Annotated in this window: 12 protein-coding genes; all 12 read left to right on the forward strand. The window is 70.4% G+C overall.

Going from position 1 to position 18,733, the window contains the following annotated elements:
- Positions 1–434: 434 nt before the first annotated feature.
- The 12 genes from ACLB90_RS12735 (at position 435) to ACLB90_RS12790 (ending at position 18,730) form a co-directional block, all read left to right on the forward strand.
- The gene (locus tag ACLB90_RS12735) at positions 435–8,015 is read left to right on the forward strand and encodes an ESPR-type extended signal peptide-containing protein (protein WP_411849847.1); all 7,581 of its coding nucleotides are present in this window, start codon (positions 435–437) and stop codon (positions 8,013–8,015) included.
- Positions 8,016–8,173: 158 nt separating this feature from the next.
- Complete coding sequence (locus tag ACLB90_RS12740; protein WP_411849848.1) at positions 8,174–10,033, forward strand: S8 family peptidase; 1,860 nt, start codon at positions 8,174–8,176, stop codon at positions 10,031–10,033.
- 123 nt (positions 10,034–10,156) lie between these two features.
- Complete coding sequence (gene gspE / locus ACLB90_RS12745) at positions 10,157–11,884, forward strand: type II secretion system ATPase GspE (protein ID WP_411849849.1); 1,728 nt, start codon at positions 10,157–10,159, stop codon at positions 11,882–11,884.
- A gap of 37 nt (positions 11,885–11,921) precedes the next feature.
- Positions 11,922–13,142: a type II secretion system protein XpsF gene (gene xpsF, locus ACLB90_RS12750; RefSeq protein WP_411849850.1), complete on the forward strand. Its 1,221-nt coding sequence runs from the start codon at positions 11,922–11,924 to the stop codon at positions 13,140–13,142.
- A gap of 47 nt (positions 13,143–13,189) precedes the next feature.
- Entirely contained in the window at positions 13,190–13,618 is a 429-nt protein-coding gene (gspG, locus tag ACLB90_RS12755) for a type II secretion system major pseudopilin GspG (RefSeq protein ID WP_017357535.1), read from the forward strand.
- Positions 13,618–14,118 (forward strand): type II secretion system protein XpsH, encoded by a 501-nt coding sequence (xpsH, locus tag ACLB90_RS12760; protein ID WP_411852756.1) that lies wholly within the window; start codon positions 13,618–13,620, stop codon positions 14,116–14,118. Before gspG ends, xpsH begins: the two co-directional genes overlap by 1 nt.
- Positions 14,115–14,537, forward strand: a complete 423-nt coding sequence (gene xpsI / locus ACLB90_RS12765) for a type II secretion system protein XpsI (RefSeq protein WP_411849851.1) — start codon at positions 14,115–14,117, stop codon at positions 14,535–14,537. Before xpsH ends, xpsI begins: the two co-directional genes overlap by 4 nt.
- Positions 14,534–15,175: a type II secretion system protein J gene (locus ACLB90_RS12770; RefSeq protein ID WP_411849852.1), complete on the forward strand. Its 642-nt coding sequence runs from the start codon at positions 14,534–14,536 to the stop codon at positions 15,173–15,175. The genes xpsI and ACLB90_RS12770 overlap by 4 nt, the downstream gene beginning before the upstream one ends.
- Complete coding sequence (locus ACLB90_RS12775) at positions 15,172–16,038, forward strand: general secretion pathway protein GspK (RefSeq protein WP_411849853.1); 867 nt, start codon at positions 15,172–15,174, stop codon at positions 16,036–16,038. The genes ACLB90_RS12770 and ACLB90_RS12775 overlap by 4 nt, the downstream gene beginning before the upstream one ends.
- Positions 16,035–17,195, forward strand: coding sequence for a PilN domain-containing protein (locus ACLB90_RS12780; RefSeq protein ID WP_411849854.1), 1,161 nt, complete (start codon positions 16,035–16,037; stop codon positions 17,193–17,195). The genes ACLB90_RS12775 and ACLB90_RS12780 overlap by 4 nt, the downstream gene beginning before the upstream one ends.
- Positions 17,170–17,934 (forward strand): type II secretion system protein GspM, encoded by a 765-nt coding sequence (gspM, locus tag ACLB90_RS12785; RefSeq protein ID WP_411849855.1) that lies wholly within the window; start codon positions 17,170–17,172, stop codon positions 17,932–17,934. Before ACLB90_RS12780 ends, gspM begins: the two co-directional genes overlap by 26 nt.
- The gene (locus ACLB90_RS12790; RefSeq protein WP_411849856.1) at positions 17,924–18,730 is read left to right on the forward strand and encodes a hypothetical protein; all 807 of its coding nucleotides are present in this window, start codon (positions 17,924–17,926) and stop codon (positions 18,728–18,730) included. The genes gspM and ACLB90_RS12790 overlap by 11 nt, the downstream gene beginning before the upstream one ends.
- Positions 18,731–18,733 lie beyond the last annotated feature (3 nt).

An 18,733-nucleotide genomic window follows, 5' to 3' on the forward strand; every position in this document is an offset into this window, starting at 1 on the left:
GCGAATGGTTGCAGTGTGAAAGTCGCATGAAGAAAGTCGCCGGTATCCCCGGCGACTTTTTTTTTGCACCGCGATTTTCATCGCTGGCAATGAGTTACAGCGCGTTACATGGCGGAAATCCGTTTTCACGCTGTTTCACGCTGTTATAACGAAATAACCCAATATCGCGTCGAAAATGTGACGAAACACACGGTCATATGTTTTTCCACGTCAATGTCTTGACGGATTCGGCACGGTAAGTTAACACTGCATTCTCATTTCGACAGCGTTCAGTCAGCAGTAACCGCACGGAAAGCGAGCAACGCTGTACGTCTCTGCCTGCCGTTCGGCATAACGCAGTAAATCAAGCGAAAACGCCCCCAGGGGACGTTGGGCCACGCGGCCCGGCGTTGGCGTCGCTTTGCCAAAAACCAGCCTAATCAGGAGCCGTATCGATGAATCGGATTTATCGCAAGGTCTGGAACAAAGCACTGGGGCAGATGGTTGTCGCCTCGGAATTGGCCAGCAGCCAGTCCCCGGGGGGAGTCATCGATCAGCGCCGGTCCACTGGCGGCCGCAACGCCACGTTGCTGTCGGCCGCCATCGCCTTGACGCTCGGCTTGGGCGCGGCGATCGCCACGCCAACGGCCCGGGCGCAGTCGGTTGAAGTGGGCGGCAACGCGAACTGCGTGGTGCTCAACAGCAAGATCCTCGACAGCTGCGTGGTCGACGGCAGCGCCAGCGCCACCGGCACCAATGCGGTGGCCATCGGCAGCAGCAGCACGGCGTCTGCGGCCAACAGCGTGGCGCTCGGCGCCGGCTCGCGCGCCAACCGCGCCAACACGGTATCCGTTGGGGATGCCGGCAAGGAGCGCCAGGTCACCAACGTCGCGGCCGGCACTGCCGCCACCGATGCGGTGAACAAGGCGCAGCTGGACAAGGTCGCGGTCGCCGCCGAAGGCGCGACCCGCTATTTCAAGGCCGACGGTGACGGCAACGACACCGATGCGGCACGGATCGAAGGCGATGGCGCGCTCGCGGCTGGCGCCAGTGCCACGGCCGATGGCGACGGCGCGACCGCGCTGGGCCACGGCACCCGGGCATTGGCCAATGCGACCACGGCCGTGGGCAGCGACGCGATCGCCGGCGGCCTGGGCGCCAGCGCCTTCGGTCAGAACGCACTGGCCTTCGGCGATGCGAGCACTGCGGTAGGGCAGAGTGCGGTCGCCCTCGGCCTCGGCGACGTCGCACTCGGCGCGTCTGCAGTCGCGGCCAGCGAGAACGGCGCGGCCACCGCCATCGGCGGCCTGGCCGAAGCCAGCGCCGATGGCGCGACCGCTGTCGGTGGTGGCGCGCTCGCCATCGGCCTGGGCAGCACCTCGCTCGGCCGTGGCGCCGGCAGCGGCGGCGAAGCCTCCGTGGCGGTCGGCGCGTTCAGCGTGGCCGTCGGCGATTTCAGCGCCACGCTCGGCGCCAATTCCGCCGCCGTCGCCGTGGGCAGCGTTGCGCTCGGCGCGGGCTCCTACGCCGATCGCGTGGATACGGTATCGGTCGGCAATGCCGACAACGGTCTGCGCCGGCAGATCACCAATCTTGCCGAAGGCACCGAAGCCACCGATGCGGTGAACAAGGCCCAGCTGGATGAAGTGGGCGCGGTAGCCGCCAACACCGACAAGTACTTCCAGGCCAGTGGCAGCGCCGACAGCGATGCCGGTGCCTACGTCGACGGCGACAACGCCACGGCAATCGGCGAAGCGTCCAACGCGTTCGGCAACGGTGCCACCGCACTCGGCAGCGGCGCCACGGCGGTTGCGCAGAACGCCACCGCCGTCGGTTACAACGCCGTGGCCAGCGGCCAGAACAGCGCCGCCTTCGGCAACAATGCACAGGCCAACGGCCCGGGCAGCGTGGCCGTCGGCGGCGCGGCGGTGGATGCCGATGGCAATCCGCTGATCACCAATGGCGGCGTGCCGGTCGATACCGGCGCCACCAGCGCCGGTGTCGGTGGCACGGCCGTTGGTGCCAGCGCCGAGGCGTCCGGTTTCGCGGCCTCGTCCTACGGCGTCGGTGCATACGCGGGCGGCGCACAGTCGTCGGCGTTCGGCGCGGTCGCCAATGCGACCGGCGACTATTCCACGGCGGTCGGCACGCAGAGCGTGGCCACCGGCGCCAGCAGCACCGCCATCGGCGGCCCGGCCGACCTGCTGCCGGGGCTGGGCTTCTTCGTGCAGACCCAGGCCAGCGGCGAAGCCGCCACGGCCGTCGGCGCCGGCGCCATCGCCAGCGGCGACTACGCCGTGGCCAACGGCACCCTGAGCGAAGCATCGGGCACCGAAGCGACCGCGGTCGGCTACTTCGCCTATGCACCGGGCGAGGGCGCCTCGGCGCTGGGCGCGGAAAGCTGGGCCAGTGGCGACCTGAGCACCGCCGTGGGCTTCTACAGCACCGCGCGCGGCGCCAACAGCGTGGCGCTCGGCGCCAACTCCACCGCCACCCGCGACAACACCGTTTCGGTGGGCGATGTCGGCAATGAGCGGCAGATCACCCATGTGGCCGCCGGTACCGAGGCCACCGACGCGGTCAACAAGGCGCAGCTCGATGGCGTGGCGCAGGTCGCCAACGTCACCGCCAACCGCTTCAAGGCCAACGCCTCTGAAGGCAGTGACGTCGGTGCCTTCGCCGACGGCGATGGCGCGCTGGCCGCCGGCGAAGCGAGCAACGCGCTCGGTGCCGGTGCCGCCGCGCTGGGCAACGGCGCCAGTGCGATCGGCGATGACACGGTGGCGGTCGGCCGCAACGTGGCTGCCAACGGCAACGGCAGCGTCGCCATCGGCGGCCTCGGCCAGGCCTACGATGAATACAACCAGCCGCTGGTCGATGCCGACGGCAACGCCGTTCTGGTCGGCACCACCGCCGTGGCAGACGCGGTCGCGGTCGGTGCCGGTGCACAGGCCACCGGCGCGCTCAGCAATGCGTTCGGCAGCGGCGCGCAGGCCACCGGCGACAACAGCCTGGCGGGCGGCTACAAGGCGCGGGCGACCGGCGATTACAGCGTCGCGCAGGGCGACAACGCCTTCGCCAGTGGCGAGGAATCCACCGCAACCGGCGCCTATGCGTGGGCCACGGCAGACGGTGCAACCGCCTTCGGTGCCAGTGCATGGGCCACCGAAGCCAATGCCACGGCCGTGGGCCAGTCGGCCTGGGCCAGCGGCACCGGTTCCACCTCCATCGGCTACAACAGCTGGGCACGCGGCACCAGCGCCACCGCGCTCGGCCGCGGCGCGTTCGGCTATGGCGACAACAGCGTCGCGGTCGGCTTCCAGGCGCTGGGCAACAGCATCAACAGCATCGCCATCGGTACCAACGTGGTGGCCGGCGGTGAGAGCGCGATCGGCATCGGTGCCGGCAGCTCGGCCAGCGCCAGCAATGCGGTTGCGCTCGGTGCCGGCGCGGTGGCCGACCGTGCCTACACGGTGTCGGTGGGCAGCGATGCACGCCAGCGCCAGATCACGCAGGTGGCTGCCGGTACGGAAGGCACCGACGCGATCAACCTCGATCAGTTGAACGCCGCAACGGACCAGTTCCAGGCCAGCGGCGATGGCGTGGCCGTGGCCGGTGGCGAGGAGAGCGTGGCCGCCGGTGCCAACGCCGCGACCGATGGCGATTACGCCACGGCCGTGGGCTCCAGCAGCTATGCCGGCGCTGACGGCGCATCCGCGCTGGGCAGCGGTGCCTTCGCCCTGGCGAACAATGCCAGCGCGGTTGGTTTCAATGCGCTGGCCAGTGCGGCGAACGCCGTTGCGGTGGGTGCCAACGCACAGGCCACCGGCGAGTACGCCACCGCCAGCGGTGCCGAAAGCGAAGCGTCCGGCGAGCAGAGCACCGCCACCGGTGCAGCCAGCATCGCCTCCGGTGCCGGCAGCCTGGCCGGCGGCGCGCTGTCTGAAGCGGCCGGTGAAGAATCGGTGGCGCTGGGCTACTTCAGCACCGCCAGTGGTGAGGGTGCCACTGCGGTCGGTGCGGAGAGCGTGGTCAGCGGGACGCTCGCGGCCGGCTACGGCTTCGCCTCCGAAGCCACGGCCAACTACGCCACCGCGATCGGTGGCTATGCCGTCGCGTCGGCCTTCAATGCCACCGCGCTGGGCAGCTTCGCCCAGGCCACCGGCTCCAACAGCGTCGCCGTCGGTGGCGATGCCGAAGCGTCCGGCGCCTACAGCACCGCCACCGGCCAGGGCAGCCTGGCCAGCGGTACCAACAGCGTGGCCGTCGGTGGCGCCCTGTTCGGCCTGCTGCCCACCGAAGCGTCCGGCAACTACTCCACCGCCGTGGGCGGTGGGGCCTGGTCGCCGGGTGTGAACAGCACGGCACTGGGCAATGCGGCGACCTCCAGCGGTGCCAACAGCGTTGCCCTCGGCGCCGATTCCATCGCCGACCGCGACGACACGGTGTCGGTCGGCAGCGCCGACGCGCAGCGCCAGATCACCAACGTGGCCGCCGGTACGCAGGACACCGATGCGGTCAACGTGGCGCAGCTGAAGGACGTGGCGGCGGTGGCCGAAACCACCAGCAAGTACTTCCAGGCCAGTGGCAGCGACGACAGCGATGCCGGTGCCCTGGTCGATGGCGACAACGCGCTCGCGGCCGGTGAAGCGGCCAATGCCATCGGCGACGGCACCACCGCGCTCGGCAGCGGAGCCAATGCACTGGCCGACAACGCCACCGCGATCGGTGTCGATGCCCTGGCCACCGGCGAAGGTGCGTCGGCCATCGGCAGCAATGCCCAGGCCACCGGCGACAACAGCGTGGCGGTCGGTACCGGCGCCACGGCCAGCGAGCTCGGCGCCAGCGCGATCGGCAATGCGGCGCAGGCGTCCGGTGCATACAGCACCGCCACCGGCACCGAGTCGATCGCCAGCGGCCAGCAGGCCACCGCCAACGGCTTCCGCAGCAGCGCCAGCGATGCAGGCGCGACGGCATATGGCAGCTACAGCGAAGCCAGCGGCCGTCTGTCGGCAGCACTGGGCTATGGCGCCATCGCCTCCAGCAACCTGGCCACCGCAGTGGGCACGTCGGCCACCGCGTCCGGTGCCAGCTCGGTGGCGCTGGGCGAATCCAGCGAAGCCACCGGCGATGAGAGCGTGGCGATCGGCGGCTCGACCTTCTACGGTCTGCTGCCGGCACGCGCGTCGGGCACCGGTGCGGCGGCCTTCGGTGCCGGCGCGTGGGCGACCGACGACTACGCCACCGCGATCGGCTGGAATGCATGGGCCGATGCGGCCAGTGCCACCGCACTGGGCGAAAGCGCCGTGGCCAGCGGCGTCAACAGCGTCGCCCTGGGCGCCGGCTCGACGGCCGACCGCGACAACACCGTCTCGGTTGGCACGGCCACTGCGCAGCGTCAGATCACCAACGTCGCAGCCGGTACCGAAGGCACCGACGCGGTCAATCTGGACCAGTTGAATGCCGTGGCCGATGTGGCCGAGGAAACCAACCGCTACTTCAAGGCCTCCGGCAGCGGCAACGGCGATGATGTCGGCAGCTATGTCGACGGTGCCTACGCCACGGCGGCCGGTGAGGCGGCCAACGCCTTCGGCACCGGCGCATCGGCGTACGGCAGCGGCGCACTGGCGTCCGGCCGCAACGCGTCGGCCTCGGGCTTCAATGCCTCGGCCACGGCTGATTCGGCCACCGCGATCGGCGGCGCGCTGTACTACGAGGACGACAACGGCAACGTGGTGCTCGACCAGGCCACCAGCGCCAGCGGTATCGGCGCGACCGCGCTCGGTGCCGGTGCGCAGGCCGAGGGCGTGTTCAGCACCGCCACCGGTGCGGCCGCCACATCGGCCGGGCTGCAGTCGGCCGCGTTCGGCTTCAGCGCCGAAGCGGGCAGCGACTACAGCACCGCCGTGGGTGCCTTCAGTGCCGCCACCGGCGTGCGTACCACCGCGCTCGGCTACGGTGCCGAGGCCAGCGGCGACTACGCCTCCGCGCTGGGCTGGGGCAGCACCGCGGCAGGCAGCTATGCCAACGCGATTGGTTACGCCTCGCAGGCCAGCGGTGCCAACAGCCTGGCGGCCGGTTCCAACGCCTGGGCCACTGCCGCGCAGAGCACGGCAGTGGGTCAGCTGGCGTGGGCGACCTCGGCCGGTTCCACCGCGCTCGGCCAGGACAGCTACGCCTACAGCGGCATCAACGCCACCGCGCTGGGCAAGAGTGCCTCGGCCAGTGGCGCAGGCAGCGTCGCGCTGGGCGCCGGTGCACGCACCAGCGAGGCCAACGTGGTCTCGGTCGGCGGCGGCAACGGCACCACCGGTCCGGCTACCCGCCGCATCACCAACGTGGGCGCCGGCGTGAATGCCACCGATGCGGTCAACAAGTCGCAGCTGGACAGCGTGGCCGCCACCGCCGATGCGGTGGGCAAGCACTTCCAGGCCAGCGGCAGCGGCGTTGCCACGGCAAGCGGCACCGACGCACTTGCCGCCGGTTCCGGCGCGACCGCCAGCGCGACCCGCAGCAGTGCGCTGGGTACCGCTGCGGTGGCGTCGGCCACCGGGGCCACCGCGATCGGCGCCGATGCCTCCGCACGCGGCACCAACAGCACGGTGATCGGCCGCCAGGCCTCCACCAACGCGACCAACGGCGTGGCCATCGGCAACGGCGCCTTCGCCAGTAACGGCGCCAACAGCATCGCCATCGGCTCCGCCGCGGGCGTGTCCGGCGCCAATGCGGTCGCACTGGGTGCCGGTTCGCGCGCGGTGGAAGCCAACGTGGTCTCGGTGGGCGGCGGCAACGGTACCGACGGCCCGGCCACGCGCCGGATCGTGAATGTCGGCGCCGGTCGCATCGCCGAAGGCAGCACCGATGCGGTCACCGGTGGCCAGCTCAACACCACCAACCAGCGCGTGGGTGCGGTGGAGACCCGTGTGGGCGACATCGACAGCCGCATCGGCTCGGTGGAGAACGTGGCGGCCAATGCGCTCACCTACGACGACAGCAGCCGCGACACGCTGACCCTGTCCGGTCTGCAGGGCACCACCCTGGAGAACGTGGGCAACGGCTCCATCGCGTCCGGCAGCCGCCAGGCGATCAACGGCGGCCAGCTGTTCCAGTCCTTGACCGATGCCGCCACCTTCCTCGGCGGCGGTGCCAGCGTGGGCATGCAGGGCGTGTTCGTGGCGCCCAACTACGTGATCCAGGGCGCCAGCTACAGCAACGTCGGCGATGCGCTGGGCGCGCTGGACCGCAAGGTCACCGAGCTCGACCAGCGTGTGGCGGGCGGTGGCAGCACCGCACGTGCACGCGGTGCCGGTGCCACGGTGGCCAGCGCCAGCCTCGCGGCCAACGTGGAAACGGCCGCGCCGCTGTCCAGCGATGCCGCGCTGGCCGACGTGCAGGGCACGCCGACCGCCGCCAGCGTGGGCGGCAGCCAGGCCTACGTGGCACCGTCCGCCGCCGCACCGTCTGCCGTGAACGCGGTGGCGATGGGCGAGGGTGCGGTGGCCAGCGGCGCCTCGTCCACCGCGATTGGCCAGGGCGCCTCGGCGACCGCGGCCAACTCGGTGGCGCTGGGCCAGGGCTCGGTCGCCGATCGCGCCGACACGGTCTCGGTCGGTGCCACCGGCAACGAACGCCAGGTCACCCACGTCGCGGCCGGTACCCAGGCCACCGATGCGGTCAACAAGGGCCAGCTGGACGGTGGCATCGCCACCGCCAACAGCTACACCGACCAGCGCTTCACCACGATGGCCGACAGCTTCGACATCTACAAGGGCGAGATCGACCAGCGCCTGCGTCACCAGGATCGCCGCATCGACCGCCAGGGTGCGATGAGTGCGGCGATGCTCAACATGGCCACCAGTGCCGCCGGTGTACGCACGCAGAACCGCGTCGGTGTCGGTATCGGTTTCCAGGGCGGCGAATCGGCGTTGTCGCTGGGTTACCAGCGTGCCATCAGCGAGCGCGCCACGGTCACCCTGGGCGGTGCGTTCAGCAGCGATGACAGCTCGGTCGGCGTGGGTGCCGGCTTCGGCTGGTAAGCGGGTAAACGGGGCGGTGCCGGCAGGGCGCCGCCCCACGCAATGCAAGGCCTGAGGGGGCGGGTCACGGGAACCCTGGCCAGGGCCGGCCAGTGGTTGTCGCATGGAGTATTGGCCTGAACAGTCGTTTGATCCATGACCTTGAAGAGGACTTCAACGTGATCAGTAAGCAGAACCTTCGCATCAACGTACTGGCAGCCGCGCTGCTGTCGATGTCGGTCGGCACCGGTGCCGCGTTTGCCGGCACCCTGCGCACCGAAGAGCCGGTGCGCGCGGCCACGGTCGCGCAGCAGGTCAGCGACGGCATCATCGTCAAGTACCGCAGCGGCACCGCTGCCGCGTCCGACCGGTCGGCCAAGCTGCAGGTGGTGCATTCGGCGCTGTCGCGGGCGAGCCTCAACGGTGGCACCGTGCGCGCCAACGCGCTCAGCCCGCAGGTGGTGCGCACGCTCGGCGTGGGCGCTGACCTGATCCGCCTGCAGAGCCGGCTCGGCGGCGCGGAACTGCAGAAGGTACTGGCCGAACTGTCGGCCGATCCCTCGGTGCAGTACGCCGTGGCCGACGTGCTGATGCAGCGCGCCGACCTGCGCGCCAAGGCCGACGCCACCCCGCAGCTGGTGCCCAACGACCAGTACTACCAGCAGTACCAGTGGCATTTCCACAACGCGGTGGGTGGCGTCAACGCACCGGCCGCGTGGGACGTGTCGCAGGGTGAGGGCGTGGTGGTGGCGGTGATCGACACCGGCATCGTGCCCAACCATGTGGACTTCACCGGCAACCTGCTGGAAGGCTACGACTTCATCAGCAACGCGGCGCGCTCGCGTCGCCCCACCAATGACCGTGTGCCCGGTGCGCTGGACTACGGCGACTGGGTGGAAAACGACAACGAGTGCTACCAGGGCTCGCTGGCCGATGACAGCTCCTGGCACGGTACGCACGTGGCCGGTACCGTCGCCGAAGCGACCAACAACGGCATCGGCATGGCCGGCATCGCCTACAAGTCCAAGGTGCTGCCGGTCCGTGTGCTCGGCAAGTGCGGTGGCAGCCTGTCGGATATCGCCGATGCGATCACCTGGGCATCCGGTGGCACGGTCGCCGGCATTCCGGCCAACCCCAACCCGGCCGAAATCATCAACATGAGCCTGGGCGGCGGCGGCGCCTGCGATCCGGTCTACCAGGCCGCGATCAACGGTGCGGTGCAGCGCGGCACGGTGGTGATCGTGGCGGCAGGCAACGACGGCGGCCCGGTGGCCAACGCACGCCCGGCCAACTGCAACAACGTGGTGGCCGTGGGTGCCACGCGCATCACCGGCGGCATCACCTACTACTCCAACTACGGGCCGGCGGTGGATCTGTCCGCACCGGGTGGCGGCGGCAGCGTCGACGGCAACCCGGGCGGCTTCGTCTGGCAGGCCGTGTCCAGCAGCACCACCTCGCCGGAGCTGGGCACCTCCACCTACGGTGGCAAGGGCGGCACCTCGATGTCCTCGCCGCACGTGGCCGCCGTGGCCGCGCTGGTGCAGAGCGCCCTGATCGCCAACAGCCGCGACCCGCTGACCCCGGCGCAGATGGAGACCCTGCTGAAGGAGACGGCCCGTCCGTTCCCGGTCAGCATTCCGGCCGGCACCCCGATCGGCACCGGCATCCTCGATGCCAAGGCCGCGCTGGACAAGGCACTGGAAGAACCGTGCACCGAGGACTGCGGCCCGACCGCAACCCCGCTGACCAACAAGGTGGCGGTGGGCGGCTTGAGCGGCGCCGGTGGCAGCGAAGTGCTCTACAGCTTCGAGGCCCAGGCCGGCAAGGTGCTGAGCGTGCTGACCTACGGTGGCAGCGGCAACGTCTCGGTATACGTCAGCCAGGGCAAGGAGCCCACCGCGACGGCCTACGACGCCAAGTCGGCCCGTCCGGGCAACAGTGAAACCGTGCGCTTCACCGCGCCGGTGGCGGGCACGTACTACATCAAGCTGGTCGGCGAGTCCGCGTTCAGCGGCGTGAGCATCGTCGCCAACCAGTAAGCGTATCGCCCTGCTGCGGGAGTCCGTCTTGTGACGGGCTCCCGCTTTTGCATTCCGCCCCCGGGAATCCCGCGTAGGATCGCGACGAACTGCTAAAGTCGCAGGGGTTGCCAGGAGAGCTTCGTGAACGCGGTTGCCCACGATCCCACTGCCGAATCCGCAGCGGAAACACGACTAGTCGACGTATTGCTGCAGAAGGGGCGCCTGAAGGAAGGCGACCTCGCGCGCGCGCGTCCGTTGCACCGTGAGTCCGGCGGCAGCCTGCTGCAGCTGCTGGTGCGGCTGGGGCTGGTGTCCGAACGTGATCATGCCCAGACCAGCAGCGAGGTGCTGGGGCTGCCCTTGCTGGACGCCAAGGCGATTGCGGAAAGCCCGCCCGAAGCCCTGCTCGAAACGCTGCCGCTGTCGCTGCGTTTCCTCAAACAATTCCATGTCTGCCCACTGGCGCTGCAGGACGGCGTGCTCGACCTGTGGGTCTCGGACCCGCAGGACCCGTACGCCGCCGAAGCGGTGCAGCTGGCCACCGGGGTGCCGGTGCGCCTGCACGTGGGGCTGCGCTCGGAGGTCGACGACCTGATCGAACGCTGGTTCGGCCAGGGCCGCAGCGCGATGGGCGCGATCATTGAAACCGCTGACGGCGAAGGCGCCGCGGTGGACGACATCGAACACCTTCGCGACCTGGCCTCCGAAGCGCCGGTGATCCGCCTGGTGAACCTGGTGATCCAGCGGGCGGTGGAGCTGCGCGCCTCGGACATCCACATCGAGCCGTTCGAGAACCGCCTGAAGGTGCGCTACCGCGTCGACGGCGTGCTGATCGACGGCGAAAGCCCCCCGGCCAACCTGACCGCCGCGGTGATCAGCCGCGTCAAGATCATGGCCCGGCTCAACATCGCCGAACGCCGCCTGCCGCAGGACGGCCGCATCATGCTGCGCGTGCAGGGCAAAGAGCTGGACCTGCGCGTGAGCACGGTGCCCACCGCGCACGGCGAGAGCGTGGTGATGCGCCTGCTCGACCGCGACACGGTGGTGTTCGACTTCCATCGCCTCGGCTTCACCGATGCCTTCCTGCCGCAGTTCCGCCGGGTGCTGGAACAGCCGCACGGCATTCTGCTGGTCACCGGACCGACCGGCTCGGGCAAGACCACCACGCTGTACACCGCGCTGAGCCAGCTCAACACCGCCGACGTCAAGATCATCACCGTCGAAGATCCGGTGGAATACCAGATCGAAGGCATCAACCAGATCCAGGCCAAGCCGCAGATCGGCCTGGACTTCGCCAATGCCCTGCGCAGCATCGTGCGCCAGGACCCGGACATCATCATGATCGGCGAAATGCGCGATCTGGAAACGGCGCGCATCGCCATCCAGTCCGCGTTGACCGGCCACCTGGTGCTGTCCACGCTGCACACCAACAACGCCGCCGGTGGCATTACCCGCCTGCTCGACATGGGCGTGGAAGACTACCTGCTGACGTCCACCATCAACGGCATCCTCGCCCAGCGCCTGGTGCGCCGCCTGGAGCCGTCGCATGCGCTGCGCTACCCGGCGTCGCCGGAGGAGATCGAAAAATTCGGCCTGCGCCGTCTGCAGCCGCAGGGCGAGATCTTCCTGTACCGCGCGCAGCCGTCGGCCGCAGCGCCCACCGGTTACCTGGGGCGCACCACGATCATGGAGTTCCTGGTCATGAACGACGAACTGCGGCGCGCGGTGATGCGGCGGGCCGGCATGGGCGAGATCGAACAGATCGCACGCGCCGCCGGCATGCGCACCATGTACGAAGACGGCCTGTCCAAGGCGCTGCAGGGCCACACCACCCTCGAGGAAGTGCTGCGCGTGACGGAGGAATCCTGATGCGGCGCGTGTGCAGGCACTGGAGCGGCGGCTGAGCATGCCCCAGTACCGCTACAAGGCGCTCAATGCCCACGGCGAGGTGTTCGACGGCCAGATGGACGCGGCCAGCGAGGCCGAGGTTGCCGCGCGGCTGCAGGACCAGGGCCATGTGCCGATGGAAGCGCGGCTGGCCAGCGACGGTGTGGCCAGCGCGTCGTCGTGGGCCACACTGCTGCGGCGCAAACCGTTCGACGGCGCCGCGCTGGTGCAGTTCACCCAGCAGCTGGCCACGCTGCTGGGTGCCGGGCAGCCGCTGGATCGCGCGCTGACCATCCTGCTGGAGCTGCCCGAGGACGAGCGCAGCCGCCGCGTGATCACCGAGATCCGCGACATCGTGCGCGGGGGCGCGGCGCTGTCCACCGCGCTGGAGCGCCAGCACGGGATGTTCTCGCGGCTGTACATCAACATGGTGCGTGCCGGTGAAGCCGGCGGCAGCCTGCACGATACGTTGCAGCGCCTGTCCGACTATCTCGAACGCAGCGCCGAGCTGAAGGGGCGCGTGATCAACGCGCTGATCTACCCGGCGATCCTGCTCGCGGTGGTGGGCGGTGCATTGCTGTTCCTGCTCGGCTATGTGGTGCCGCAGTTCGCCACCATGTACGAAAGCCTGGACGTGGCGTTGCCCTGGTTCACCCAGTGGGTGCTCGCGGCCGGCACGGTGGTGCGCGAGGGCTGGCTCGCGATGATCGTGGTGCCGGCGCTCGCCGCGCTGGTGACCGAGCGCAAGCTGCGCCAGCCTGCGTTCCGCCTGGCGCTGGATGGCTGGCTGCTGCAGCGCCGTGGCATCGGCGCGCTGGTGGCCAAACTGGAAACCGCGCGGCTGGCGCGCACCCTTGGCACGCTGCTGCGCAATGGCGTGCCGCTGCTGTCCGGGCTGGGCATCGCGCGCAACGTGCTGGGCAACCGCGCGCTGGCCGCCGATGTCGATGCGGCCAGCGACGAGGTCAAGAACGGCAATGGCCTGTCCGCATCGCTGGCACGCGGCAAGCGCTTTCCGCGCCTGGCCCTGCAGATGATCCAGGTCGGCGAGGAGTCCGGCGCGCTGGACACCATGCTGCTCAAGACCGCCGATACCTTTGAACAGGAAAGCGCACGCGCAATCGACCGCCTGCTGTCGGCACTGGTGCCGGTGATAACGCTGGTACTGGCCTCGGTGGTCGGGCTGGTGATCGTTGCCGTGCTGGTGCCGCTGTACGACCTCACCAACGCCATCGGCTGAGCGCCGCCGGCCACCTCTCCATCGACCCGATCCAAGGAGCCCACTGCATGCAACGCCGCCTGATCCGTTTTTCCTCGCCGCGCAACCAGTCGGGCATGAGCCTGCTGGAAATCATCATCGTCATCGTGCTGATCGGCGCGGTGCTCACCCTCGTCGGCAGCCGGGTGCTTGGCGGTGCCGACCGCGGCAAGGCGAACATCGCCAAGGCGCAGGTACAGACCGTCGCCGGCAAGATCGAGAACTACCAGCTGGACACCGGCAAACTGCCGGCCAAGCTTGACGACCTGGTGACCCAGCCCGGCGGCAGCAGCGGTTGGCTCGGCCCGTACGCCAAGCCGGCCGATCTCAACGATCCGTGGGGCCACGCGCTGGAGTACCGCGTGCCCGGTGAAGGCCAGCCGTTCGAGCTGATCAGCCTTGGCAAGGATGGCAAGGTCGGTGGCAGCAGCTACGACGCGGACATCCGTTACGAGTGATCGACGTGGTCGCTCCACGCTTGCCGCGCCGCCACCGCGCTGCCCCGCGTACGGGCGCGCGTGGTCTGTCGCTGCTGGAAATGCTGCTGGTGGTGGCCTTGATCGCGGTGGTCGGGCTGATCACCGCCAGTGGCATGCGCGGCGGGATCGACGGCATGCGGCTGCGCAACGCCGGCAAGGAAATGGCCAACCAGCTGCGCTACACCCGCACCCAGGCGATCGCCACCGGTGAACGGCAGCGTTTCGTGGTGGACCCGAAGGCACGCACCTGGACCGCTGCCAACGGCCGCCACGGCAGCCTGCCGGCGGCGCTGGAGATCGAGGTCAGCGCGGCGCGGGAAGTTGCGCCGGCGCCCGGCCAGGCCGCCATCGCCTTCTATCCCGATGGCGGTGCCAGCGGCGGGCGGATCGCCTTGAGCGCACGCGATGCCGTGTGGGACATCCAGGTGGGCTGGATAACCGGCGAGGTCCGTTCGGGCATGCGGCGGGAGCGGCCATGAAGCGGCAGCGTGGCTATTCGCTGCTGGAAGTGATTGTCGCGTTCGCGCTGCTGGCGCTGGCGTTGACGTTGCTGCTGGGCAGCCTGTCCGGGGCCTCGCGGCAGGTTGGACAGGCCGACCTGCGTACCCGCGCCGTCCTGCATGCGCAGTCGCTGCTGGACGCCACCGGCGTCGAGGCGCCGCTGCAGCCGGGGCAGACCGCCGGCGAATGGGAGGACGGCCGCTACCGCTGGCAGTTGCAGGTGGAGCCGTTCGTGGACGCGCGTGGCGATGCCGCGCCAGTGGCCACCGACCCCGCCGCACCCCAGCTGGCCCAGCTCACCCTGCAGGTACGCTGGGGCGACGCCGCCGGCGAGACGATGCAGTGGCGCAGCCTGCGCCTGTTGCCACCGGCAGCGGCACCGGGAGCGCCCCGATGAGGTCGCTTGGGGCACGCGGCCGCGCAGGTTTCACCCTGATCGAAGTCCTGCTGGCCACCGCGCTGCTGGTTGGCGGGCTGGCACTGGCGTTTGCCACGGTGCGTTCGGCGATGGCGATCAGCCAGCGTGGCGAGGCGATGGCGGCGCACAACGAGCGCATGCGTGCCGTGGAAGGTTTCCTGCGCCGCCGCCTGGCGATGGCCACGCGCACCGCCACCACGCCGCCGGACCCTACCCGCGAGCCGGTGTACTTCGTCGGTGAGGCGCAGCGCATGCTGTTCGTGTCCGAGCTGCCGGGCTACCTCGGCCGGGGCGGGCCGTACCTGCACGAGCTGGCGCTGCGCCCCGACGGCCGCAGCCAACGCCTGGAGCTGGCTCTCACCCTGGTGCAGAACGGCGAGCGCATCGAGGAAACCCCGCCGCGCGCGCCGGAACTGCTGGCCGACGCGCTGCGCGGCGTGCAGTTCCGTTATCGCGGTATCGATCCGCGCACTGGCGAACTGGGCCCGTGGCAGGACCGCTGGGATGACACCCGGCGCCTGCCGCTGCTGGTTTCCATCGATGTGCAGCCGGCAGAGGGACTGGCCTGGCCGACCCTGGTGGTGGCGCTGTCGCAGCAGCAGGCCGCACGCCCATGACGCGGCGCACGCGGGGCGCCGCGCTGGTGCTGGTGCTGTGGCTGATCGCCCTGCTGACGGCCGTGGTCGGCGCCTATGCGCTCACCGCACGGGTGGAACATCTGCAGCAGCGCGTGATCGGCGATGACGCGATCGGCCAGGAACATGCGCGTGCGGGCCTGGAATACGCACTGCATCGCCTGCAGGCCAGTGCCACGCAGCCGGCATGGGTCCCGGACGGCCGGCGCTACCGCTGGCAGTTCGATGAACGCCGCATCGACCTGCGCATCGTCGATGAAAACGGCAAGATCAATCTCAACCTGGCCGATGCGGCGCTGTTGTCCGGCTTCCTGCGTGCGCTGGGCGAACCGCCGCCGCGCGCCCAGCAACTGGCCGGGGCGATCCTCGACTGGCGCGATGCCGACAACCTCAAACAGCCCGGTGGCGGCGCGGAAACCGCGGATTACCAGGCGGCCGGGCTGCCCTATGGTGCGCGCAACGCACGCTTCGACAGCCTTGGCGAACTGCAGCGCGTGCTTGGCATGGATGCGGATCTGTATGCGCGCATGGAGCCGATGCTGACGCTGTACAGCCGCCAGTCGCGTCCGGACCCGCGCTTCGCCGCCGGCCCGGTGCTGAGCGCGCTGGGGCTGGATGCCGAGCGCCTGCTGGCCGAGCGCGAGCGGGCGCAGGCGGCGGTCGAGGCCGGTGTTCCCACTGCACCGCTTGCCACCGGCGGCGGCACCTATAGTATCGAGAGCCGCGCCACGGATGCGCGGGGCCGTGTTTCGGTGTTGCACGCCGTCGTGCGGATGGGGTCGGCGGGTACGCCGGGAAGGGTCTACACAGTGTTTCGCTGGGAACAGGGAATGGCAGCACGATGACGGCATGGCGTGACAGTCTGGTGCGGGCGCAGGGGCAGATGGCGCCGGGTGTGGGCCGTGGCCTGCGCTGGTGGCGGCGTTCGCTGCTGGCATGGTTGCCGGCGCGCTGGCAGTGGGCGCTGGGCTGGTCGCGCTCGCGCCTGCTGCTGTCTGCGCACGCGGGGCAGGTGCGCCTCATGCAGGAAACCGGTGCGGTGATCGGCCCGGTGGCCGAGGTGCCGCTCTCGACCTCGCCGGACGCCCTGGACCGCCTGCTCGACGCGCGCCTGCGCACCCTGCCACGGCATTGGCTGCTGCCCGCTTCGGCGGTGTTGCGGCGGCCCTTGCGGCTGCCGGCCGCCGCGGCCGAACGGCTGCACGACGTGGTGCGTTTCGAGATCGACCGGCAAACCCCGTTCGATGCCAGCCAGGTGTCCTTCGATGTGCGTGAGCTCGGCGTGCTCGACGACGGGCAGCTCCAGGTGGAACTGGTGGTGGTGCCGCTGCAGGCGCTGGCGCAGTGGTCGCAGCAGTTCGGGGCGTGGTCGCAGGGCCTGGCCGGGCTGGATGCACTCGATGCAGCGGGCGTGCCCCTCGGCGTGAACCTGCTGCCGCCCGCACAGCGCCAGGCCACGCGCGATCCGATGCGACGCTGGAATCTGCTGCTGGGCGCGGCCAGCCTGCTGCTGCTGGTGCTTGCCGGCCTGCAGCTGCTGGACAACCGCCAGGCCGCGGCCGAGCGCCTGCGGACCCAGGTGGATGCCGCCGCGCGCGATGCCCGCCAGGTGGCCACCGAGCGCCAGCAGCTGCAGTCGCTGGTGGACGGTGCGGCGTTCCTGGAGCAACAGCGCGGGCGCCATGCCAGCAGCGTGGAAATCTGGAACGAACTGACCCGGCTGCTGCCCGACGGTACCTATCTGGAGAAGATGTCCATCGAAGGCAACGCGCTGCAGTTGATCGGGCTCAGTCGCGAGGCCTCGCAGCTGGTGCCGCTGCTGCAGGTGTCGCCGTTGTGGCGCAAGGTCAACCTGACCGGCGTACTGCAGGCCGACGGGGGCGCTGCCGGCCGCGACCGCTTCACCCTGACCGCCGAGCTGCAGCCGCTGCCCACCCCGGGCGCCGCACCCACCCCGCCAACGCCGGAGGGTGCCAATGGCACAACCAACGACTCGCCGTGACCGGTGGTTGGCGCTGGCGCTGCTGATCGCGGTGATCGGCCTGGCCTACCTGCTGCTGGTGCACCCGTGGTTCACCCAGCCGCTGCGCGCCATCGACGCCGACATTGCCGGGCTGCAGGAACGCGGGCAGCGCGTGCAGGCCCAGCTGCAGCAGCGCACGCAGGTGGCGCAGGGCCTGGTCCAGGCGCGCACGGCGCTGCAGGGTCGCCCCGGTTTCCTGCGCGAAGCCACCGCCGAATCGGCGGCTGCCGCGCTGTCCACGCGGCTGCAGGATGCGGTCGCATCGGCCAGCCCGGGCAACCGCAGCTGCACGATCAGCAACCGCTCGCCGCTGCCGGACACCACACCGGATGCGCGCTTCGCCCGCGTGGCGCTGCAGGTGCGGCTGCGCTGCGGCGTGCCGGAAATGGCTGCCGTGCTGCACACGCTGGAGACCGGCACGCCACGGCTGTTCATCGACAACCTCAACCTGCTCGCGCAGCGGTTCCAGCAGTCGCCGAGCGAAACCGGCACTGGCCTGGACGTGTCCTTCGAGCTGGTGGGGTATCTCAGTGACAGCGCCACCGACGGCATCGCGCAGGCGCCTGTAGCCGACGGTGCCGCGGCCGCTGCCGCTGCCGCTGCATCCGCAACGGCAGGCGCCGCGCCGGCGATGGGGGATGCGATGGCCGCGCCGTCCACGCCGGTGGGCACGGACGGCGGCGCCGTACCGGACGAGGAGGGCGCCCATGAAAATTGAAGTGGCGCCCCTGCGCACCTGGTGGCTGGCCGCGGTACTGGCCTGGGCCGCCGCGATCTGGCTGGCGACCCTGTTCGGGCTGGGCGGTCGCCTGGGCCCCGCGCCGCCGGCCGAACGGGGCGCCACCGCCTTGCCGGTGCTGCCGCCCGCCGCCCCCGAGCGCATGGCCACGGCCGCGACCTACGCCGACATCGGCACGCGCCCGCTGTTTGCCGAAGACCGCCTGCCCCGGCCCTATCTGCTGGGCGGCAGCGAACCGGGCGCGACCAGCACGGTCAGCCTGACCGGGGTACTGCTCACCGACAGCTTCGCGATGGCCATTCTCACCACCGACCAGCACCAGTCGTTGCGCCTGCGCCTCAACGGCGATGCCGTGAACGGCTGGCAGCTTCTGGCGCTGGAGCCGCGCCGCGCCACCGTCGCCGGCCCCGGCGGCACCCAGGTGCTGGAGCTGCCTGTGTTCAACGGGCAGGGCGGCGAGCCGCCCACCGTGCTGGGCAACCCCACCCCCGGTGGTGGCGTGCCGCCGGCCGGTCAGCCGATGCCGCCGCTGCCGCCGGCGGCCTCGGCCGCTGCCCAGGCCCGGCCCACCAACGGCCCATCGCCCGCGCCCGTGGCGCGCCCGGTCACGCCACCGGCAGCGCCGGCGCCGGCGCAGAACGAAGGCCCCAGCGAAGAACAGATGAGTGCGATCCGCGAGCGCATCCAGGCGCGCCGCCAGCAGCTGCAGCAACAGCAGCAACAACAACAGTCGTCGCAGCGACCGCCCGCGGGCGGCTCCGGCCAAAACCCTTAGAGT

Source organism: Stenotrophomonas sp. LGBM10 (genome assembly GCF_046736075.1).
Lineage (GTDB): Bacteria > Pseudomonadota > Gammaproteobacteria > Xanthomonadales > Xanthomonadaceae > Stenotrophomonas.

What these genes read in the sequence shown, in the direction of transcription:
- ACLB90_RS12735 (WP_411849847.1), top strand. Translation starts at nt 435, where the DNA reads ATGAATCGGATTTATCGCAAGGTCTGGAACAAAGCACTGGGGCAGATG.
- xpsF (WP_411849850.1), top strand. Translation starts at nt 11,922, where the DNA reads ATGCCCCAGTACCGCTACAAGGCGCTCAATGCCCACGGCGAGGTGTTC.
- gspG (WP_017357535.1), top strand. Translation starts at nt 13,190, where the DNA reads ATGCAACGCCGCCTGATCCGTTTTTCCTCGCCGCGCAACCAGTCGGGC.
- xpsI (WP_411849851.1), top strand. Translation starts at nt 14,115, where the DNA reads ATGAAGCGGCAGCGTGGCTATTCGCTGCTGGAAGTGATTGTCGCGTTC.
- ACLB90_RS12770 (WP_411849852.1), top strand. Translation starts at nt 14,534, where the DNA reads ATGAGGTCGCTTGGGGCACGCGGCCGCGCAGGTTTCACCCTGATCGAA.
- ACLB90_RS12775 (WP_411849853.1), top strand. Translation starts at nt 15,172, where the DNA reads ATGACGCGGCGCACGCGGGGCGCCGCGCTGGTGCTGGTGCTGTGGCTG.
- ACLB90_RS12780 (WP_411849854.1), top strand. Translation starts at nt 16,035, where the DNA reads ATGACGGCATGGCGTGACAGTCTGGTGCGGGCGCAGGGGCAGATGGCG.
- gspM (WP_411849855.1), top strand. Translation starts at nt 17,170, where the DNA reads ATGGCACAACCAACGACTCGCCGTGACCGGTGGTTGGCGCTGGCGCTG.
- ACLB90_RS12790 (WP_411849856.1), top strand. Translation starts at nt 17,924, where the DNA reads ATGAAAATTGAAGTGGCGCCCCTGCGCACCTGGTGGCTGGCCGCGGTA.